The organism is uncultured Maribacter sp. (assembly GCF_947500985.1).
In the GTDB taxonomy this organism is placed as follows: Bacteria; Bacteroidota; Bacteroidia; order Flavobacteriales; family Flavobacteriaceae; genus Maribacter.
In genome coordinates, this window is sequence record NZ_CANMTX010000017.1 from 1 (window position 1) to 19,200 (window position 19,200).

Consider the following 19,200-nt stretch of genomic DNA (forward strand, 5'->3'; position numbering starts at 1 on the left):
TTAGCAATTAGCAATTAGCAATTAGCAATTAGCAATTAGCAATTAGCAATTAGCAATTAGCAATTAGCAAAAGTTAATTTATTTGATTATCAATACCTAACTACCTTCTAATTTCATGAAGTAAAATTGCCGTTGCAGAAGCTACGTTTAGGCTTTCTGTAGTTGCTTCTCCAAATTGCGGTATCGCCAATCTATCGGTGCAAAGTTTTGCTACTGCGCCAGAAACTCCTTTTCCCTCATTACCCATAATCATTACACCTTTCTCCGGTAATTTAGAATCGTTAACACTTACCCCATCCATAAAAGTACCATATACAGGTAATTTTGTTGCAGACAAAAATGCCTCAAGGTCCACATACTGAATATTCACCCGTGTAATCGAACCCATTGTAGCCTGCAATACTTTAGCGTTGTAGCAATCTACAGTAGTAGCGGAACAAACAATATCAGTAATACCAAACCAATCGCAAAGTCTAATAATGGTTCCTAAATTACCTGGATCTTGAATACCGTCTAATACCAAAATCCAATCAGATAAAACACTTTCTGTTTTTTCAGGTATATGAAACACTCCAAGAAACCCATTAGGGTTCTTTAGACTGCTAACCTGCCCCAACTCTTTATTGGATATTGCGTTTACCTGTAAACCATTTACATCTAACCCGCTGGGATCTATAGCTAATAGCTTATACACTTTCATGTCGGAATTAACTACTTCCTCCACCGTCTTTTTACCTTCCACAACAAATAGTCCATGCTCATTTCGGCACTTTTTTTGCTGTAGACTTTTGATAAGTTTCAATTCACTTTTGACAACCATTCAAATAATGTATTTTTGATTTCTATGAGGATGGCACTTTGCTCCAAAAACAACATGGCTAAATTAAGCTTATTATCCCTACTGGCAATAGTCTTGCTATCCTGCAACTCTTTAAAAAAAGTTGAGGACGACGAGTATTTGGTGATTAAAAACTCCATTTACGCCGATTCTATCAAAGTACACAACGAAGAATTAGAAAGTCTTATCTACCAAAAATCTAATTCTACTGTATTAGGCTATCCTTTAAGACTTAATTTATACAACTTAGCAAAAGAGAATCCTGATTCATCTTACAACGCCTGGTTATACAGAAAAGAAAATAGAAAAAAGAGACTTGACAAGCTACTTTCAGACAAACAAGTGGAGCGCTTAGGCGAATCATTTTTAGTAAAAGGTCTTAGCAACTGGCTTAAAGATATTGGCGAAGCACCTACGGTTTTAGACACCACAAAAACCCGTTTAAGTTTAGCAAAACTTAGTGCCTACTACCAAAGTAAAGGCTATTTCACAAACAACACTTCATACGAAATTGATAGCACCAAACGTAAAAAAGCCAAAGTAAACTACCTCATTGAACTCGGTGACCCTTATATGATCGATTCGCTAGGAAACAATATATCATCTACTGCTATAGATTCGTTGTACTTTTTAAATTCTGCACAATCATTAATTAAAGAAGGGCAACAGTTCGATCTTAGCAATTTCAATGGTGAGCGCGAACGATTAACAGGAATTTTCAGAAATAGCGGTATTCGTAATTTTCAAGAAAGCTCCATTACCTTCGATATTTTAAGAGATACTATTAAAGCTGAAGATGATCAGCAAATGAATATCACCCTAAATATTGGCGATTTAAAAACTAGGGGAGAAAATGAAGTAACTACTTCTGCTTACAAGGTTGAAAAGATTAATAAAATAAATATTTATACTGATTACCTATCAACAAACTCTCAAGATTCACTTTACACCATAGATTACCAAGATTACACCATTCATTATTCCAATAATTTTGATATTAAGCCAAAAACCTTGGCAAATGCTATCTTTTTCAAAAAAGACAGCATTTACAGAGATGTAGATAAAATTAGAACCTCTAGACAGCTAAATGCTCTTAATGTATTTAAATATCCGAACATCATTTTTGAAGCCGATTCTGTAGGTAACAATGTAAACACCAATATTTACCTAGCTCCAAAAACAAAGTATTCACTTGGTACAAATTTTGAAGTTAGCCGCTCTAACTTACGTAGATTAGGTGTTGGTCTAGGTACTACCCTACTTATAAGAAACATTTTCAAAGGCGCTGAAAACTTAAGTATCTCTGCAAATGGATCTTACGGTCTTCTTAGTAGTAATACTTTTGAAGCCAATTACTTTTCTGAATTTGGCGGCGACATTGCATTAGATTTCCCTAGAATCTGGTTTCCATTTATTAACACCTCTAGAATTATACCTAACTACACCCTGCCAAAAACAAGAGTCGCAATAGGTACTAATTTTCAGAACAATATCGGTCTGGACAAACAAACCTTTAATACAGTTTTAGGTTACAACTGGGTACCAAGTGATTTTGTAAATCATGATGTTGAATTACTTAACATTCAGTTTGTCAGAAACGTCAATAGTAATAGATTTTATAATGTTTACACAAATACCTATGAACTTCTAGATGATATTGCAGACTCTTACGAAGATGCCACCTTATACCCAGAATTGGCAGAATATTTTGAAACCGGAGATAGCGATGATGAATTAAATTTAATAATTCCGTCAGGTACAACAGGCTTTACAGATGCTATTATTAATAGCGAAGTTAGCTCAACAACAGATGATTTTGACGATGTCAACTCAATTGAAGAAAGAAGAATAAGGCTAACTGAGAATAATCTAATCTTTGCTTCTAACTATACTTTCAATAAAACCAACAGAACCGGACCTATAGATAATTCATTTTATCAATTCCGTTGGAAAATTGAAGGCGCAGGTAATGTGCTTTCTGCTTTTTCATCAATTATTCCTTTCAACAAAAATGATGACGACCAACTTTTAGTTTTTGGCGTACCATTTTCTCAGTATATAAAGAATGAATTTGAATATGTAAAATATTGGGATCTTTCTCGCTCTAACGTGTTAGCGGCAAGAGCATTTTTTGGTATTGCCATCCCCTACGGTAATTCTGACAATATTCCCTTTGTTCGAAGTTATTTTGGAGGTGGCTCAAATGATAACCGAGCTTGGTTTCCTTATTCCTTAGGGCCAGGTAGCGTATCTGCAGTAAGCGATTTTAATGAAGCAAACTTAAAATTGGCTTTAAATCTAGAATATAGATTTCCTGTTGCAGGTGATATTAACGGAGCAATTTTTGCAGATGCAGGTAATATTTGGAATGTACTAGATAACGTAGAAGACCCCGATGCCACCTTCGACGGAATTGCTTCTTTAAAGGATATTGCATTAGGAACGGGAATAGGGTTACGCTACGATTTTACCTATTTTCTATTTCGATTAGATTTAGGGTTCAAAACCTATAATCCTGCTGAGATTCAGTCTAAACGTTGGTTTAGAGATTACAATTTTGCGAATTCTGTATTGCAAATAGGTATCAACTATCCCTTTTAAATATAATTGTTTTATTACTTTTGTTTTTCATTTTTTTTTAGAAACAAACAACTACATAATTATGGCTCACAATATCAAACCGGGAGTTGCAACCGGAGACGAAGTTCAAGCAATTTTCAACTACGCAAAAGAAAAAGGATTTGCATTACCTGCGGTAAACGTTATTGGTTCAGATACTATTAATGGTGTTTTAGAGACAGCCGCAAGCTTAAATGCTCCTGTTATTATTCAATTCTCTAATGGTGGAGCTCAGTTTAATGCCGGTAAAGGTCTTTCTAATGATGGGCAAAAAGCAGCTATTTTAGGTGCAGTAGCTGGTGCTAAGCATGTTCACCAATTAGCAGAAGCTTATGGAGCAACAGTAATTCTTCATACAGACCACTGTGCTAAAAAATTATTGCCTTGGATTGACGGTCTTCTAGATGCTAGTGAAAAACATTTCGCTGAAACTGGTAAATCTTTGTTCAGTTCACATATGATCGATCTTTCTGAAGAGCCTTTAGAAGAGAACATAGAAATCTGCAAAGGGTATTTAGAGCGCATGAGCAAAATGAACATGACGCTAGAAATTGAACTAGGTATTACCGGTGGTGAAGAAGATGGTGTTGACAATTCTGATGTAGATGATTCTAAATTATACACACAACCAGAAGAAGTAGCATATGCTTATGAAGAACTATCTAAAGTAAGCCCAAAATTTACTATCGCTGCTGCATTTGGTAACGTACATGGTGTTTATAAGCCAGGTAACGTAAAATTGACTCCAAAAATTCTAAAAAACTCTCAAGAGTATATTTCTGAAAAATATGGTGTAGAGCATAACCATATCGATTTTGTATTTCACGGTGGTTCTGGATCTACCGTTGAAGAAATTAGAGAAGGTATTAGCTACGGTGTAATCAAAATGAATATCGATACAGATTTACAGTATGCCTTCTTAGCAGGTGTTCGTGACTATGTTCAGGATAACAAAGACTACTTACAAGCTCAAATAGGTAATCCTAAAGGTTCAGATGAGCCTAACAAGAAATTTTATGACCCAAGAGTTTGGTTGAGAAAAGGAGAAACTGCTTTCATAGAGCGTTTAAAAAAAGCCTTTGAAGACCTAAACAACGTAAATACACTATAACAGTAATAGGATAACCAAAAAATGGATGATATGACGGCTTGGTTTAAAAGAAAAGAAAAAGGTATACAAACCTCTACCGAGGAAAAGAAAGACACACCTAAAGGCTTGTGGTATAAATCGCCAACAGGTAAAATAGTTGAGTCAGACGATCTTGCAAAAAACTTTTATGTAAGTCCTGAAGACGATTATCATGTAAGAATAGGTAGCAAAGAATATTTTGAAATTTTGTTCGATGACAATAAGTTTAGAGAACTTGATGCTAATCTTACTTCTAAAGATCCTTTAAAATTTGAGGATACTAAGAAATATAGTGAGCGTTTAAAAGCGGCACAGAAAAAAACCGGACTTAAAGATGCTGTGAGAACAGGATACGGAAAGTCATTTGGTAAAGACATCGTAATCTGCTGTATGGATTTTAAATTCATCGGTGGTTCTATGGGTAGTGTTGTTGGTGAGAAAATTGCTCGTGGTATTGACTACGCCATTAAAAAGAAAACACCATTTATGATGATTTCTAAATCTGGTGGAGCTCGTATGATGGAGGCAGCGCTTTCATTAATGCAATTAGCAAAAACATCTGCCAAACTTGCGCAGTTGTCTGAAGCTGGTTTACCATATATTTCTTTATGTACAGATCCAACAACTGGTGGTACAACTGCATCATATGCAATGCTTGGCGATATTAATATTGCAGAACCAGGTGCATTGATAGGTTTTGCCGGTCCAAGAATTGTAAAGGATACTACTGGTAAAGATTTACCTGAAGGCTTTCAGTCATCTGAATTTTTATTGGAACACGGATTCTTAGATTTCATTTCACACAGAAAAGATTTAAAGAAAAAAGTCAACCTCTATATAGACCTTATTCAAAATAATCCGGTGAGATTAGAAAAAGCAACGGCTTGAAAACTTTAGTATGTACCATACTATCATTTTGGTTTTTATGCTGTTCTACAGATAAAGAAAAAGTGCTCGTCGATGAATCAGATTCGACGAGCATTTTTGATTTTAATGCACAAGTTACCGAGGTAAGCATAACAGGAGAGTCAAATGCGTATACAATTGCTACTACAGTCTCTAGTCCTGATACAGGTTGTGACCAATATGCAGATTGGTGGGAAATCATTGATTTAGAAGGAAATCTTATTTATAGAAGAATTCTAACTCATAGTCATGTAGACGAACAACCATTTACAAGATCAGGTTCTAATATTCCTCTTAAAAATGAAGACGAAGTTTATATTCGTGTTCACATGAATACTACAGGTTATGCATCTGCTGTACAAAAAGGGTCTATCATCAATGGGTTTTCTGCTTCTGAATTAAGCTCAGATTTTGCTGAAGGTTTAGAAATAATAGCACCATTGCCCAATGGTTGTGCTTTTTGATGTAAATTATCAAAATATAAATTAAACATTTCAAAAAATATCATACCTTTGCGCCCTGATTGAAAATCAATCATGTACATAAAAATCATTTAAATTAATATTGGAATGTATTTAACAAAAGAAGTAAAAGCCGAAATTTTCAAGAAACACGGCGGTAAAGCAGAGAACACTGGTTCTACAGAAGGACAGATTGCTTTATTCACACACCGAATCAATCACTTGACCGGTCACTTGAAAAGAAATCATAAAGACTATAACACTGAGCGTTCACTTGTGAAACTCGTAGGTAAAAGAAGAAGTCTTCTTGATTACATGATTAAAAATGATATTGTAAAATACAGAGAGCTAATTAAAGAGCTAGGTATTAGAAAATAATATTGCAAAAGGGGATAGCTAGCTATCCCCTTTTTTAATACTCCTGCCTTAGGAGTTTAAGCCAAACATATTGGCAAAGGCGAACAAAAAGCTACACACGGTTTTTCATTGGTCAACACAACAACACAACAACTCCGACCAGAGAATTTCAGTCGGAAAGACCATTGTTTAACAAATTTGCATTGCGCAAATTTTAATCGAATTTTATGATTCCAAAAGTATTTAAAGAGGTCATAGACCTTGGGGACGGTAGAGAAATTTCTATCGAAACAGGAAAATTGGCAAAACAGGCACACGGTTCTGTTGTTGTTCAATCAGGAAAATGTATGTTATTATGTACAGTTGTTTCCAACTACAAACAAAGTGATGTGGACTTTCTTCCACTTACGGTAGATTACCGTGAAAAATTTGCTGCTGCTGGTCGTTACCCAGGTGGTTTCTTTAAAAGAGAAGCAAGACCAAGTGATGGTGAAGTTTTAACTATGCGTTTAGTGGATCGTGTTTTACGTCCATTATTCCCAAAAGATTACCACTCTGAAACTCAGGTGATGATTCAATTAATGTCTCATGATGATGACGTTATGCCAGATGCAATGGCAGGTTTAGCTGCTTCTGCTGCTATTCAATTATCAGATTTTCCATTCGAATGCCCAATTTCTGAAGCTAGAGTTGCTCGTGTAAATGGCGAATTCGTAATTAACCCAACTCGCGCTCAATTAGCAGAGTCTGACATCGATATGATGATTGGTGCTTCGGCTGATTCAGTAATGATGGTTGAAGGTGAAATGGATGAGATTTCTGAAGAAGAAATGACAGAAGCTATCAAATTTGCTCATGAAGCAATTAAAGTACAATGTGCTGCTCAAGTTGCATTGGCTGAAGCTTTTGGCAAAAAAGAAGTTCGTGAGTACCAAGGTGAAAGAGAAGAAGCTGATTTGGCTAAGAAAATTCACGACATGGCTTATGACAAAGTATATGCTATTGCTCAAGCAGGTTCTGCTAAGCATGAACGTAGTTCTGCTTTTGGTGAAATCAAAGAAGAAATTAAAGCATCTTTTTCTGAAGAAGAGCAAGCTGATTTTGGCGGATTAATTTCTAAATATTACAATAAAGCTGAAAAAGCAGCTGTACGTGATTTAACATTGAACGAAGGTTTACGTTTAGATGGTCGTAAGACTGATGAAATTAGACCTATTTGGTGTGAGGTTGATTATTTACCTTCTACTCATGGATCTGCAATCTTTACCCGTGGAGAAACTCAAGCTTTAGCTACAGTAACTTTAGGTACATCTAGAGATGCAAACAAAATAGATATGCCATCTTACGAAGGCGAAGAGAATTTCTATTTACATTATAACTTCCCTCCTTTCTGTACAGGTGAAGCTAGACCAATTCGTGGAACATCTCGTAGAGAAGTTGGTCACGGTAACTTAGCTCAACGTGCCTTAAAAGGTATGATTCCTGCAGATTGCCCTTATACAGTTCGTGTTGTATCTGAAGTTTTAGAATCTAACGGTTCTTCTTCAATGGCAACAGTTTGTGCTGGTACAATGGCTATGATGGATGCTGGTGTTAAAATGAAGAAACCAGTTTCTGGAATTGCAATGGGATTAATTTCTGATGCTGATTCTGGTAAATATGCTGTATTATCCGATATTTTAGGTGATGAAGATCATTTAGGAGATATGGATTTTAAAGTAACTGGTACTGCTGATGGTATTACTGCTTGCCAAATGGATATTAAAGTAAAAGGATTGTCTTACGAAATTCTTGTAAATGCTTTAAAGCAAGCTAGAGATGGTCGTTTACACATCTTAGGTAAAATTACCGATACGATTTCTGCTCCTGCTGAAAGCGTTAAAGATCACGCGCCTACAATGGTTACTCGTAGAGTTCCTAACGAATTTATTGGTGCTTTAATTGGACCTGGTGGAAAAGTAATTCAAGAGATGCAAAAGGAAACTGAAACGACTATCGTTATAAATGAGGATCCTGTTACCGAAGAAGGTATTGTAGAAATTTTAGGTGTAGGTAGTAAAGGTATTGATGCTGTTATGGCAAAAATAGATTCTATCTTATTTAAACCTGAAGTTGGTAGCGTTTACGAAGTAAAAGTTATTAAAATGCTTGATTTTGGTGCGGTTGTAGAATATATGGATGCGCCTGGTAACGAAGTATTATTGCACGTAAGTGAACTAGCTTGGGAGCGTACAGAAAATGTAGCTGATGTTGTAAACATGGGCGATGTATTCGATGTTAAGTATTTTGGCCTAGACAAACGTACACGTAAAGAGAAAGTTTCTCGTAAAGCGCTTTTACCAAAACCAGAAGGTTTTGTTGAAAGACCACCACGTGATGACAAGCGTAGAGATGACCGTCGTGGAAACGATCGTAGTCGTGATCGCGACAGAAAACCAAGAAGAGATTAATACTCTTGTAAGTTTATAAAGTAAGCCCCGACGTATATGTTGGGGCTTTTTTTATGCATTTCAACAGATTAATGAAGTTTTTTGCCTCCAATTGTAACATTCGGAAGATTTTTACGTATAAGTATATGCAGTCTATGCAAATTGAACTTAATTTATTTTAATGAGACAGCTTAAGATTACAAAACAGGTCACCAATAGAGAGACCGCATCTTTGGACAAGTACTTACAAGAAATTGGAAAAGTGGACTTGATTACCGCTGATGAAGAAGTAGAATTGGCACAACGTATTAAGGCAGGCGATCAGCGTGCTCTTGAAGAACTTACGAAAGCCAACCTCAGATTCGTGGTTTCAGTTGCTAAGCAGTACCAAAACCAAGGCCTTACTTTACCAGATTTGATTAACGAGGGAAACCTTGGTCTTATCAAAGCTGCACAGCGTTTTGACGAAACGCGGGGATTTAAATTTATCTCCTACGCCGTATGGTGGATCCGTCAATCTATATTACAAGCTTTGGCAGAACAATCTCGTATCGTTCGTTTGCCATTGAACAAAATTGGTTCTATCAACAAAATCAACAAGACTTTTGCTTTCTTAGAGCAAGCGCATGAAAGAATGCCTTCTCCTGAAGAAATCGCGAAAGAATTGGATATGACTGTTGACGACGTAAAACAATCATTGAAAAACTCAGGTAGACACGTATCTATGGATGCGCCTCTTATAGACGGTGAAGATTCTAACCTTTACGATGTACTTCGTAGTGGCGAATCTCCAAATCCAGATAGAGAATTATTACATGAGTCTTTACGTACAGAAATTGAGCGTGCTTTAGAAACTCTGACGCCTCGTGAGGCAGATGTTATTCGTTTATACTTTGGTCTTGCTAATCAGCATTCTATGACCTTAGAAGAAATTGGTGAAACTTTTGATCTAACAAGAGAAAGAGTTCGTCAAATTAAAGAAAAAGCGATTAGACGTTTAAAGCATACTTCTAGAAGTAAAATATTAAAAACGTATTTGGGTTAAAAATCCTAAGCGTTCAAGCTATAAAAATTACACGTTAAATATTCCTTAAATTGGCAATATTGGCATATTAGTTGTAATTTTAACAGTAACAACAGTTTATCATGACTGTTCGTTTTTTGATTGATGAATAAACTCCGGCTGATTACCGGAGTTTTTTCATTTATCATAGTTTGTAATGTAATTTGAAAAGTTAGGTATCTGTATACTGACACTTACCCTAAAAAATCTTTCCTTATCTTAGAGTATCAACATTAGCCTAATGAAACATACAGTACTAATTCTAATGAGTTTTGCGCTGTTCAACTCTTGTAATACCAAAAATACTATTACCGACTTCAATAAGTACCCTAACCCTATAGATGAAAACCTTTGGATACAATATACCAAAGATGCTACACTCTTTAAACTTTGGTCTCCAAATGCTGAAGAAGTAATTTTAAGACTCTATAAAGATGGACATGATTCTACTGTGTTTTCATACTATAACCTGACAAAAAAGCATCAAGGTATTTGGCAAACAAAAGTAGATGGTGATTTAAATGGCATCTATTACACCTATCAAGTTAAAATTAATGATTTGTGGCTAGATGAAACTCCAGGAATTTACGCCAAAGCTGTAGGAGTAAATGGTAATAGGGCAATGGTCTTAGATATGGAATCCACCAACCCGAAGGCTTGGAAAAAAGACTCATCCCCTACTCTTAGTAAATATAATGAAGCTATAATTTATGAATTACATGTTCGTGACATGACAGTTCATCCACAGTCTGGCTCATCACTACCTGGTACATACTTAGGGTTAATAGAAGCTGAAACTAAAGGTCCAAACGGAGTTGCTACAGGTATTGATCATTTAAAAGAACTAGGTATTACCCATGTGCATCTTTTACCCACTTTAGACCACTACTCTATTGATGAAACTAATTTAGACACTCCACAATTTAATTGGGGTTACGACCCTAACAACTATAATGCTCCTGAAGGTTCTTTTTCTACTGACCCCTTTAATGCCCAAGTGCGCATTAAAGAGTTTAAGCAAATGGTAAAGAATTTTCATGATAATGGTATTGGGGTTATTTTAGATGTCGCATATAACCATACTGGCAAAACAGAAGAATCTAATTTTAATCAAGAAGTACCTGGTTATTACTATCGCCATTGGGAAGATGGTTCTTATTCAGATGCTGCTGCCTGTGGTAATGAAACTGCATCAGAGCGTGCTATGATGCGGAAATTCATCATAGAATCTGTTACTTACTGGACAAAAGAATATCATATTGACGGATTTCGTTTCGACCTTATGGGCATTCATGACATTGAAACCATGAATAAAATTGGCGAAGCTATTATAGAAATAAATCCTGATGCACTTTTATATGGCGAAGGATGGACTGCTTCAGATTCTCCGCTACCAGAAGAAAAACGAGCTCTTAAAAAATACATGCAGCAACTTCCAAAATTTGCAGCGTTTAGTGATGATTTACGTGATGGGTTAAAAGGTTCAGTTTTCGAGGATGAAAATTTAGGTTTTGTTAGTGGTGCTAAGAATACCGAGGAATCCATTAAATTCGGAATTGTAGGTGCTACTCAACATTCTCAAATTGACTACGAAGATGTAAATTATTCTAATGAACCTTGGGCATTAGAACCTTGGCAATCTATTAATTATGTTTCTTGCCACGATAATCATACCTTATTTGACAAACTTAAAATTTCAAGACCAGATGCAACATTAGAAGATTTGATTGCTATGGATAAATTAGCGAATGCCATTGTACTGACCTCCCAAGGCACCCCGTTTCTTCATGCTGGATCAGAAATGCTTCGTACTAAAAACGGAGAACATAATTCTTACAACCTACCAGATAGTATTAACCAACTAAATTGGAATTGGAAGAATGACTACAAAGAAGTATGCGATTACTATAAAAATTTAATCAAGCTAAGAAAAGAGCATCCAGCTTTTTATATGGCTACCTCCGATCAAGTAAGAGAACATTTAAAATTCCAAACAGCGAATAACAATCTTGTTTCCTTTAAACTAGAAGGCAATGCAAACGATGATAATTGGAAAAACATATTAGTGATTTACAATTCGTCAAACGAAAAATTAAATTATAAGATTGATGGAGTTTGGCAAAAAGCAGTTTCTGGTAGTACCTTTGACTTTCAAGGGTTGCATATATTAAAAGACAATATTGAAGTACCACCGGTATCAATGTACATCGCATTTCAGAAATAATTGTAAGTCTATAAAATTTTAATAAAAACATGAGTTCAGATTCTCAACCTAATAATCCGCTTCATGGTATTAAGCTAGCAACAATACTTGAAGAACTTACAGAAAAGTATTCTTGGGAAGATTTGGCTGGTCAAGTAGATATTAATTGCTTTAAAAGTAATCCGTCTATCAAATCGAGTTTAAAATTTTTACGCAGAACCCCGTGGGCTCGTGAAAAAGTTGAACATTTATACTTACAATCCTTCAAAAAAACATGAGCCTTAACATAGTACTCATAGAACCAGAAATACCGAATAATACAGGTAACATCGGCAGACTAGCCCTTGGTACTGGATCTACATTGCACTTGGTAAAACCATTCGGATTTGAACTTACAGATAAACGTTTAAAAAGAGCGGGACTAGATTACTGGCAACATCTTAATGTTATTATGTATGAGAATGTTGATGAATTCTTTGAGCAGCATAAGAATAAAAAAATGATATTTTTTTCTGCCACCGCCACCAAAAATCATTGGGAAATGGATTTTGAAGATGATATGTTTCTCGTTTTCGGAAAAGAATCTGTTGGCTTACCAAAACAATTATTACAGCAAAACATCGAGAACACTTCCAAAATTCCATTGTTTAGCGAACATATTAGAAGTTTGAACCTAGCCAATGCTGTAGCCATTACTATCTACGAAGGTTTACGGCAAATAAACCTTAAATAACTACTTTTTCTAATAACTGAAATCGTACTAAATCCTAAAAAACTACTAACTAATCTATCGGCAGTAAAATTCTAGTTGTACTAATTTTCTTTTCCATAATTATTAACTTCAATTTAGTTTTTCAATTAAAATCCACCGCTTACCAAATTCCAAATAACAGCAGTTCATATTATCTATATCTTAAAAAATCATGATGATATTATGGTTCTATCATTCATGAAAGAATACTCAAAATAGCCTAGAAATTAGGTTTCCCCAACTTCTCGTTAAAATTTTAAAATCATTTAATTATAGTAGAATAATTGATTATTTTCAAAGTGAAATTCTTTTATTTCATCAATAGAACCAACCTAACTTCCACCTTATGAATACGAAAAGATGCTACCTATTACTTGCATTTACATTGGTCGCCTTTAGCTCCAGTTTTGCACAAAAAAAATCTAAAAAAACAACTGCAACAATAACTCCAGAATTCTATGAGAATCTAGAATGGCGAAATATTGGTCCTGTTCGTGGCGGTCGTTCTTTAGGGTCTTCGGGCAGTCCAAGTAGACCTAACGAGTATTATTTTGGAGCAACAGGTGGCGGACTATGGAAAACTACTGATGGCGGTAATGAATGGGAAGCTGTTACCGATGGTCAAATTACAAGCTCTTCCGTTGGTGCGGTGGCGGTCGCAGAAACTAATCCTGATATTGTATACATTGGTATGGGAGAAGTTCAATTGCGCGGAAGTATCACCCAAGGGGACGGAGTTTATAAATCAACCGATGCCGGTAAAACTTGGACACACCTAGGGCTTGAAGAAACTCAAGCAGTTTCTAGAATTAGAATTCACCCTACAAATCCAGATATTGTTTATGTTGCAGCATTAGGTCACCCATATGGCGATAACGAACAACGTGGTGTTTTTAAAAGTACCGATGGTGGAAAAAATTGGAACAAAACATTGTATGTAAGTGATAAGGCAGGTGCCGTAGATTTAATAATTGACAGAAATAATCCTAATGTTTTATACGCTAGCACATGGCAAGTTCAAAGAAAAGCATGGAAAATGTGGGGCGGTGGTCCAGATTGTAACCTATGGAAATCTACTGATGCCGGTGAGACTTGGACGGATCTTTCAAAAAATCCTGGCATGCCAGAAGGTCCGTTGGGTAAAATCGGGGTAACAGTTTCTCCAGCAGATTCTAATCGTGTTTGGGCTGTTGTGGAAGCTAACGAAGGTGGTGTTTTTCGTTCAGATGACGCCGGTAAAACTTGGGAAAGAACCAATGATGAAAGAAAACTGAGACAGCGTGCTTTTTACTATTCTAGAATTTATGCTGATCCGCTAGATAAAGACATTGTTTACGGGCTTAATGTTGATTTTTGGAAGTCTACAGATGGCGGAAAAACTTTTGACACAAAAATTAAAGTACCACATGGCGATAATCATGATTTATGGATAGACCCTAACAATCCAGACCGTATGATTTCTTCTAATGACGGTGGTGGTGTTGTTAGTATCAATGGAGGAAAATCATGGACAGAAGAAGATTACACTACTACACAACTGTACCATGTAATGACAACGAATGACGTACCCTATCATGTTGCTGGCGCACAACAAGACAATAGTACTATTGCCGTACCAAGTGATGGCTGGGGCCATATGCAAGCAAGAGGTCAAGTAGATGGTTGGGCTTACGCTGTTGGCGGTGGTGAAAGTGGTTGGATTACCCAACATCCTACGGACTTAGATATTTTTTATGCCGGTAGCCAAGGAGCACTTTTAACTCGTTATGATAGAAGTAACGGACAATCTAGAGATATTCAAGTATACCCACGTTTTTTCTCTGGTGAGCCCGCTAGTGCCTTACCAGAACGCTGGCAATGGACTTTTCCTATTATGTTCGCTCCAAAAGATTCTAACGTGATGTACACATGCTCTCAACATGTATGGAAAACTACAGATGACGGACAGTCTTGGGAGAAAATTAGTCCAGATTTAACGTATGCAGACCCAACTACTTTAGGTAAAACTGGCGGTATTATCACCATGGATATGAACGGACCAGAAATTTACGCTACCGTATTTGCCCTTGCGCCTTCTAACCACGACATTAATACAATATGGGCTGGTTCAGATGATGGTAAAATACATATTACTAGAGATGGAGGAAAAAATTGGGCAGATATTACTCCTAAAGATTTACCAAAATTTTCTAGAGTTAGTATTATTGATGAATCTATTCATAACCCAGGCACACTTTACGTTGCAGCTAATAGATATCAAGTTGATGACAGACAACCTTATGTTTTCAAAACACATGATTATGGTAAAACTTGGACCAAGATTATTACCGGTATTGAAGACGGTCATTTTGCAAGAGCCGTACGTGAAGATCCTGTAAAGGAAGGTCTGTTATTTTTAGCTACGGAACATGGTGTATATTTTTCAATGAACGATGGTGAGCTATGGCAAAGTCTTCAGTTAGAACTTCCAGATACTCCTGTTAGAGATTTAGTCATAAAAGATAATGATGTCGTATTAGGAACACACGGAAGAGGATTCTGGATCTTAGATGATATTCAACCCATAAGACAGTTTACTCCAGAAATGGCAAAGCAAGATGCTGTTCTTTTTAAACCTACAGATGCGCTTAGAGGTTTAACAAACGCCTCTATTCAATACTATTTAAAGGAACAAAAAGACACCATCACTTTTGAAATTTATGATGCTCAAGATAAATTAATCAACACCTTTACCGGTAGCAAACCGAAATATGAAGTAGACCCTAATATTCCTTATTGGCTGAAAGGCGGATCAACAAAGCCTACCACTGCAAAGGGAATAAATACGTTTACTTGGGATATGAGATATACAGGCGCCACCACTTTTGACGGTATGATTATTTGGAGCGCAAGACCTGCTAGAGGACCAAAAGCTCCATTAGGAATTTATAAAGTGAAAATGAAATCTGGCGATTATGAAAAAACATATGCCTTCGAAATAAAAATGGACCCAAATCTAAAAGGTATCACCAAAGAAGATTTAGATGAGCAGTTTGAACTTTCGAATAAAATCATGGGTAAAACTACTGCTGCCAATGAAGCGGTGATTAAAATTCGTGAAATAAAAAAATCCCTTACAACTTCGAAAGAGAGTATTGATACCAGCGACTATACTAATACAGTCACTCCATTTTTAAATGATTTATCAAAAGTTGAAGAAGCATTGTATCAAGTAAAAAACCAATCTGGTCAGGATCCTTTGAATTTCCCTATTAAGCTTAATAATAGATTAGCTTCATTACGTCGCAGTGTTGAATCTGGCGAAGCAAAACCAACCAATGGAGCGTATAAAGTGTATGAAGAACTATCTGCAGAACTCAAAATTGAACTTCAAAAACTGGATAGCATTTTAGATAAATACAAAACCAAAATAAATCCTCTACTAATTAAAAATGGTGGTTTGAAGATTGATTAAATGATGTTAAAGCAAAAGCTAAAACACAATTAGAACGAATTACAAATACGTATTTTTGTAATGAACGATTAAGGTTTATTTATATGAAAAAGGCAAGTATAGCGCCATCACTTTTAGCAGCAGACTTTGGAAATCTACAACGTGATATAGAAATGGTAAATTCAAGTGAGGCGGAGTATCATCATATTGATGTTATGGACGGAGTTTTTGTCCCAAACATATCTTACGGTATGCCTGTTGTAAAAGCCATTCAAAAACATGCTACAAAACCTTTAGATGTACATTTGATGATTGTAGACCCTGATAGATATCTTGAAGAATTCGCAAAACTTGGAGCTCATATTTTGACGGTACATTATGAAGCGTGTACGCACCTACATAGAACTATACAAGCTATAAAGGCATTGGGCATGAAAGCTGGTGTTGCTTTGAATCCGCATACAAATGTTTTGCTTTTAGAAGATATTATTCAAGATATTGACGTTGTATTGATTATGAGTGTAAATCCCGGCTTTGGTGGACAATCATTTATAGAAAATACATTTGATAAAATAAAAGCTACTAAAGCTTTAATCACAAGTAAGAAATCATCTGCTCTTATAGAAGTTGATGGAGGAGTTACCACTGCCAATTCAAAGAAATTAGTTGAAGCTGGTGCAGATATTTTAGTTGCCGGTAGTTTTGTATTTAAAAGCGCCGATCCAATTAAAACTATAAAAGAACTAAAAGGATGAAAACTGAATTTGATATGGTCATCGTTGGTGGTGGACCAATAGGAATTGCATGCGGTTTAGAAGCAAAGAAAAACGGACTCAACTACCTAATTTTAGAAAAGGGACCTATTGTGAATTCGCTTTTTCATTACCCTAGTAACATGCAGTTTTTCTCTTCATCTGAAAAACTAGAAATAGACGAAATTCCTTTTATTAGTAATGAAGCTAAACCTAAACGAGATGAAGCTTTAGAATACTATAGACGTATTGTGACCTCAAATAAATTGAATATACATCTTTTTGAAAAAGTAGAAAATGTTCAAAAAAATGAGAATGTATTTACAATAGTTTCAGATAAGGCCACCTATACTTCAAAACAGGTTGTAATATCTACTGGTTTTTATGACCTACCTAATTTATTGAATGTGCCAGGCGAAAATTTAGAGAAAGTAGTGCACTATTATGATAACCCACATTATTATTCAGGTCAAAAAGTAGCCGTAATTGGAGCTAGCAATTCTGCTATTGACGCAGCACTTGAATGTTGGCGAAAAGGTGCAGAGGTCTCTTTGATTATTCGTGGCTCAGAAGTCGGGCAACGCGTTAAATACTGGGTACGACCAGATATCATCAATAGAATTGAAGAAGGTAGCATCAAAGCTTATTACAACACAACTATAAAATCAATTTCAAAAGATCACATCAATTTAACCGCAAAAGGTGAAGATATAGCCATTGAAAATGACTTTGTTTTAGCATTAACTGGATATAAACCTAATTTTAAATTCTTAGAAAAACTAGGTGTCAATACAAGTAATGACGAAAAAAAATTACCCGAGTACAATCCAGATACTATGGAAACCAATGTTGCAGGTCTTTATTTAGCCGGTGTAATTTGTGGTGGGATGGAAACCCACAAATGGTTTATAGAGAATTCTAGAATTCACGCAAAAATGATTGTTAAGAATATTATTTCGAGTGCGATAACTACCTCGTAATTAACTGATATAATGGTATTAAAAATTGTCACGACAATAGACACTTTTTAAAAACGTTATATTTACTTAACAACAAAACCAAACCTTATGATTTTCTTCGGTACCGGATCAGCAAATCTTGACTCCGTAAAAACAAGAAATATTACTTGTCAACACTGTAACAATCAAGATACTATTTACATCAATATTTACAGAAAGCATGCACACGTTTTTTGGATCCCTATGTTTCCATTAGGTAAAAGTGGTAGTTCTTATTGCACCCATTGTAAAGAGACCTTGTCGCCAAAACAAATGCCAGAGGCTCTTAAAATTCAATATAAAAACATAAAAAGTGAAGCTAAAGGACCTATATGGCAATTTTCAGGACTTTTAGTTTTAGCACTTTTGATAGGATTTGCTATTTATTCTGGTGGAAAAGACAAAGAAAATACGCAACTATATTTATCAGCTCCCGCTGTTGGTGATATATACGAATACAAGGCTGATAACGGCAGTTATTCTACAATGAGACTTGAAAAAGTAACTTCAGATAGTTTATACCTTTCCTTAAACGATTATGAAATATCAAAAAAATCTAGACTCTACAAGATTGATAAAGATGAAAACTATTCTGAGGTAACTTATGGGTATTCAAAAAATGAAGTTTCTCAAATGCAAAAAGAAGGTATTATTTTCGATATTAATAGAGATTAATAATCAGCATTCAAAACAAACGAAAACCTGAGAAGCAAACTTCTCAGGTTTTTTTATATACGCTACTGAAAATTCGAATTTATTTTTGTTAGTCTTCTAAAATATGGATTTACTTATAAAACTGACAACTACGCTTATCAATTAAAAGATATAGTATCAGTGATGCATTTAACATAACGTAATAAATAAACCTTTAGAAATTACTTCAAAACTTGAAGCATCAATTAATTGCCATTTACAATATGACTTTCAGATTTACGATGAGCTTAATTTGATTATACTAAATTCTTATCAAAGTTCTACCCTTCTTAAACATATCATCACCCTACATAGACAATACAATTGATATGAAGTCTCTATCCTAGGTACAGATAAATTAACTGTAGAAATGATTATTATATGAGTAGTAGTAGTAGTAGTAGTAGTAGTGATGCTACCACACTCATTTATAGCGTGTTTATCAGGTATAGTTTGTTGGCTTTATGATATAAAAAAAGCCCCTTACATTTCTGTAAAGGGCTTTCGAAAAAGGCGGCTACCTACTCTCCCACTTGGTATAGCAGTACCATCGGCGCAAACGGTCTTA

At 35.5% G+C, this 19,200-nt stretch carries 15 protein-coding genes; 14 read left to right on the plus strand and 1 reads right to left on the minus strand.

The genetic code is table 11. The features are described from left to right. Nucleotides 1-100 precede the first annotated feature (100 nt). A complete protein-coding gene (locus Q0871_RS18340; protein ID WP_367275163.1) occupies nucleotides 101-802 on the minus strand; it encodes a TrmH family RNA methyltransferase in 702 nt (233 codons plus the stop codon). A 72-nt stretch (nucleotides 803-874) separates the two neighbouring features. Between Q0871_RS18340 and Q0871_RS18345 the strand changes: the two genes are divergently transcribed. The 14 genes from Q0871_RS18345 to Q0871_RS18410 all read left to right on the plus strand — a co-directional run bounded on the left by Q0871_RS18345 (nucleotide 875) and on the right by Q0871_RS18410 (nucleotide 18,614). After that, nucleotides 875-3,439 (plus strand): BamA/TamA family outer membrane protein, encoded by a 2,565-nt coding sequence (locus tag Q0871_RS18345; RefSeq protein WP_299326444.1) that lies wholly within the window; start codon nucleotides 875-877, stop codon nucleotides 3,437-3,439. Between the two features lie 61 nt (nucleotides 3,440-3,500). Beyond that, entirely contained in the window at nucleotides 3,501-4,568 is a 1,068-nt protein-coding gene (fbaA, locus tag Q0871_RS18350; protein ID WP_299326447.1) for a class II fructose-bisphosphate aldolase, read from the plus strand. Between the two features lie 30 nt (nucleotides 4,569-4,598). Then, nucleotides 4,599-5,474: an acetyl-CoA carboxylase, carboxyltransferase subunit beta gene (accD, locus tag Q0871_RS18355; protein ID WP_299326486.1), complete on the plus strand. Its 876-nt coding sequence runs from the start codon at nucleotides 4,599-4,601 to the stop codon at nucleotides 5,472-5,474. Then, nucleotides 5,471-5,956 (plus strand): hypothetical protein, encoded by a 486-nt coding sequence (locus Q0871_RS18360; protein ID WP_299326450.1) that lies wholly within the window; start codon nucleotides 5,471-5,473, stop codon nucleotides 5,954-5,956. The genes accD and Q0871_RS18360 overlap by 4 nt, the downstream gene beginning before the upstream one ends. A 105-nt stretch (nucleotides 5,957-6,061) precedes the next feature. After that, a complete protein-coding gene (gene rpsO / locus Q0871_RS18365) occupies nucleotides 6,062-6,331 on the plus strand; it encodes a 30S ribosomal protein S15 (protein ID WP_038235085.1) in 270 nt (89 codons plus the stop codon). Nucleotides 6,332-6,537: 206 nt separating this feature from the next. Beyond that, nucleotides 6,538-8,760: a polyribonucleotide nucleotidyltransferase gene (locus Q0871_RS18370; RefSeq protein WP_299326459.1), complete on the plus strand. Its 2,223-nt coding sequence runs from the start codon at nucleotides 6,538-6,540 to the stop codon at nucleotides 8,758-8,760. 160 nt (nucleotides 8,761-8,920) lie between these two features. Beyond that, a complete protein-coding gene (locus Q0871_RS18375) occupies nucleotides 8,921-9,784 on the plus strand; it encodes a sigma-70 family RNA polymerase sigma factor (RefSeq protein ID WP_299326462.1) in 864 nt (287 codons plus the stop codon). Between the two features lie 259 nt (nucleotides 9,785-10,043). Continuing rightward, nucleotides 10,044-12,026 (plus strand): type I pullulanase, encoded by a 1,983-nt coding sequence (gene pulA / locus Q0871_RS18380; RefSeq protein ID WP_299326465.1) that lies wholly within the window; start codon nucleotides 10,044-10,046, stop codon nucleotides 12,024-12,026. A gap of 29 nt (nucleotides 12,027-12,055) precedes the next feature. Beyond that, nucleotides 12,056-12,283, plus strand: coding sequence for a VF530 family protein (locus Q0871_RS18385; protein ID WP_299326468.1), 228 nt, complete (start codon nucleotides 12,056-12,058; stop codon nucleotides 12,281-12,283). Continuing rightward, a complete protein-coding gene (locus Q0871_RS18390) occupies nucleotides 12,280-12,738 on the plus strand; it encodes a tRNA (cytidine(34)-2'-O)-methyltransferase (RefSeq protein WP_299326471.1) in 459 nt (152 codons plus the stop codon). Before Q0871_RS18385 ends, Q0871_RS18390 begins: the two co-directional genes overlap by 4 nt. Before the next feature lie 364 nt (nucleotides 12,739-13,102). Next, entirely contained in the window at nucleotides 13,103-16,210 is a 3,108-nt protein-coding gene (locus Q0871_RS18395) for a glycosyl hydrolase (RefSeq protein ID WP_299326474.1), read from the plus strand. Between the two features lie 83 nt (nucleotides 16,211-16,293). Next, nucleotides 16,294-16,944, plus strand: a complete 651-nt coding sequence (gene rpe, locus Q0871_RS18400) for a ribulose-phosphate 3-epimerase (RefSeq protein ID WP_299326477.1) — start codon at nucleotides 16,294-16,296, stop codon at nucleotides 16,942-16,944. Further along, nucleotides 16,941-17,921 carry a YpdA family putative bacillithiol disulfide reductase gene (locus tag Q0871_RS18405; protein WP_299326480.1) on the plus strand — a complete coding sequence of 327 codons (981 nt, stop codon included), beginning with the start codon at nucleotides 16,941-16,943 and terminating at the stop codon, nucleotides 17,919-17,921. Before rpe ends, Q0871_RS18405 begins: the two co-directional genes overlap by 4 nt. A gap of 87 nt (nucleotides 17,922-18,008) precedes the next feature. Beyond that, a complete protein-coding gene (locus tag Q0871_RS18410) occupies nucleotides 18,009-18,614 on the plus strand; it encodes a hypothetical protein (RefSeq protein ID WP_299326483.1) in 606 nt (201 codons plus the stop codon). Nucleotides 18,615-19,200 lie beyond the last annotated feature (586 nt).

What these genes read in the sequence shown, in the direction of transcription:
- Q0871_RS18345 (WP_299326444.1), top strand. Translation starts at nt 875, where the DNA reads ATGGCTAAATTAAGCTTATTATCCCTACTGGCAATAGTCTTGCTATCC.
- fbaA (WP_299326447.1), top strand. Translation starts at nt 3,501, where the DNA reads ATGGCTCACAATATCAAACCGGGAGTTGCAACCGGAGACGAAGTTCAA.
- accD (WP_299326486.1), top strand. Translation starts at nt 4,599, where the DNA reads ATGACGGCTTGGTTTAAAAGAAAAGAAAAAGGTATACAAACCTCTACC.
- rpsO (WP_038235085.1), top strand. Translation starts at nt 6,062, where the DNA reads ATGTATTTAACAAAAGAAGTAAAAGCCGAAATTTTCAAGAAACACGGC.
- Q0871_RS18370 (WP_299326459.1), top strand. Translation starts at nt 6,538, where the DNA reads ATGATTCCAAAAGTATTTAAAGAGGTCATAGACCTTGGGGACGGTAGA.
- Q0871_RS18375 (WP_299326462.1), top strand. Translation starts at nt 8,921, where the DNA reads ATGAGACAGCTTAAGATTACAAAACAGGTCACCAATAGAGAGACCGCA.
- pulA (WP_299326465.1), top strand. Translation starts at nt 10,044, where the DNA reads ATGAAACATACAGTACTAATTCTAATGAGTTTTGCGCTGTTCAACTCT.
- Q0871_RS18385 (WP_299326468.1), top strand. Translation starts at nt 12,056, where the DNA reads ATGAGTTCAGATTCTCAACCTAATAATCCGCTTCATGGTATTAAGCTA.
- Q0871_RS18390 (WP_299326471.1), top strand. Translation starts at nt 12,280, where the DNA reads ATGAGCCTTAACATAGTACTCATAGAACCAGAAATACCGAATAATACA.
- Q0871_RS18395 (WP_299326474.1), top strand. Translation starts at nt 13,103, where the DNA reads ATGAATACGAAAAGATGCTACCTATTACTTGCATTTACATTGGTCGCC.
- rpe (WP_299326477.1), top strand. Translation starts at nt 16,294, where the DNA reads ATGAAAAAGGCAAGTATAGCGCCATCACTTTTAGCAGCAGACTTTGGA.
- Q0871_RS18405 (WP_299326480.1), top strand. Translation starts at nt 16,941, where the DNA reads ATGAAAACTGAATTTGATATGGTCATCGTTGGTGGTGGACCAATAGGA.
- Q0871_RS18410 (WP_299326483.1), top strand. Translation starts at nt 18,009, where the DNA reads ATGATTTTCTTCGGTACCGGATCAGCAAATCTTGACTCCGTAAAAACA.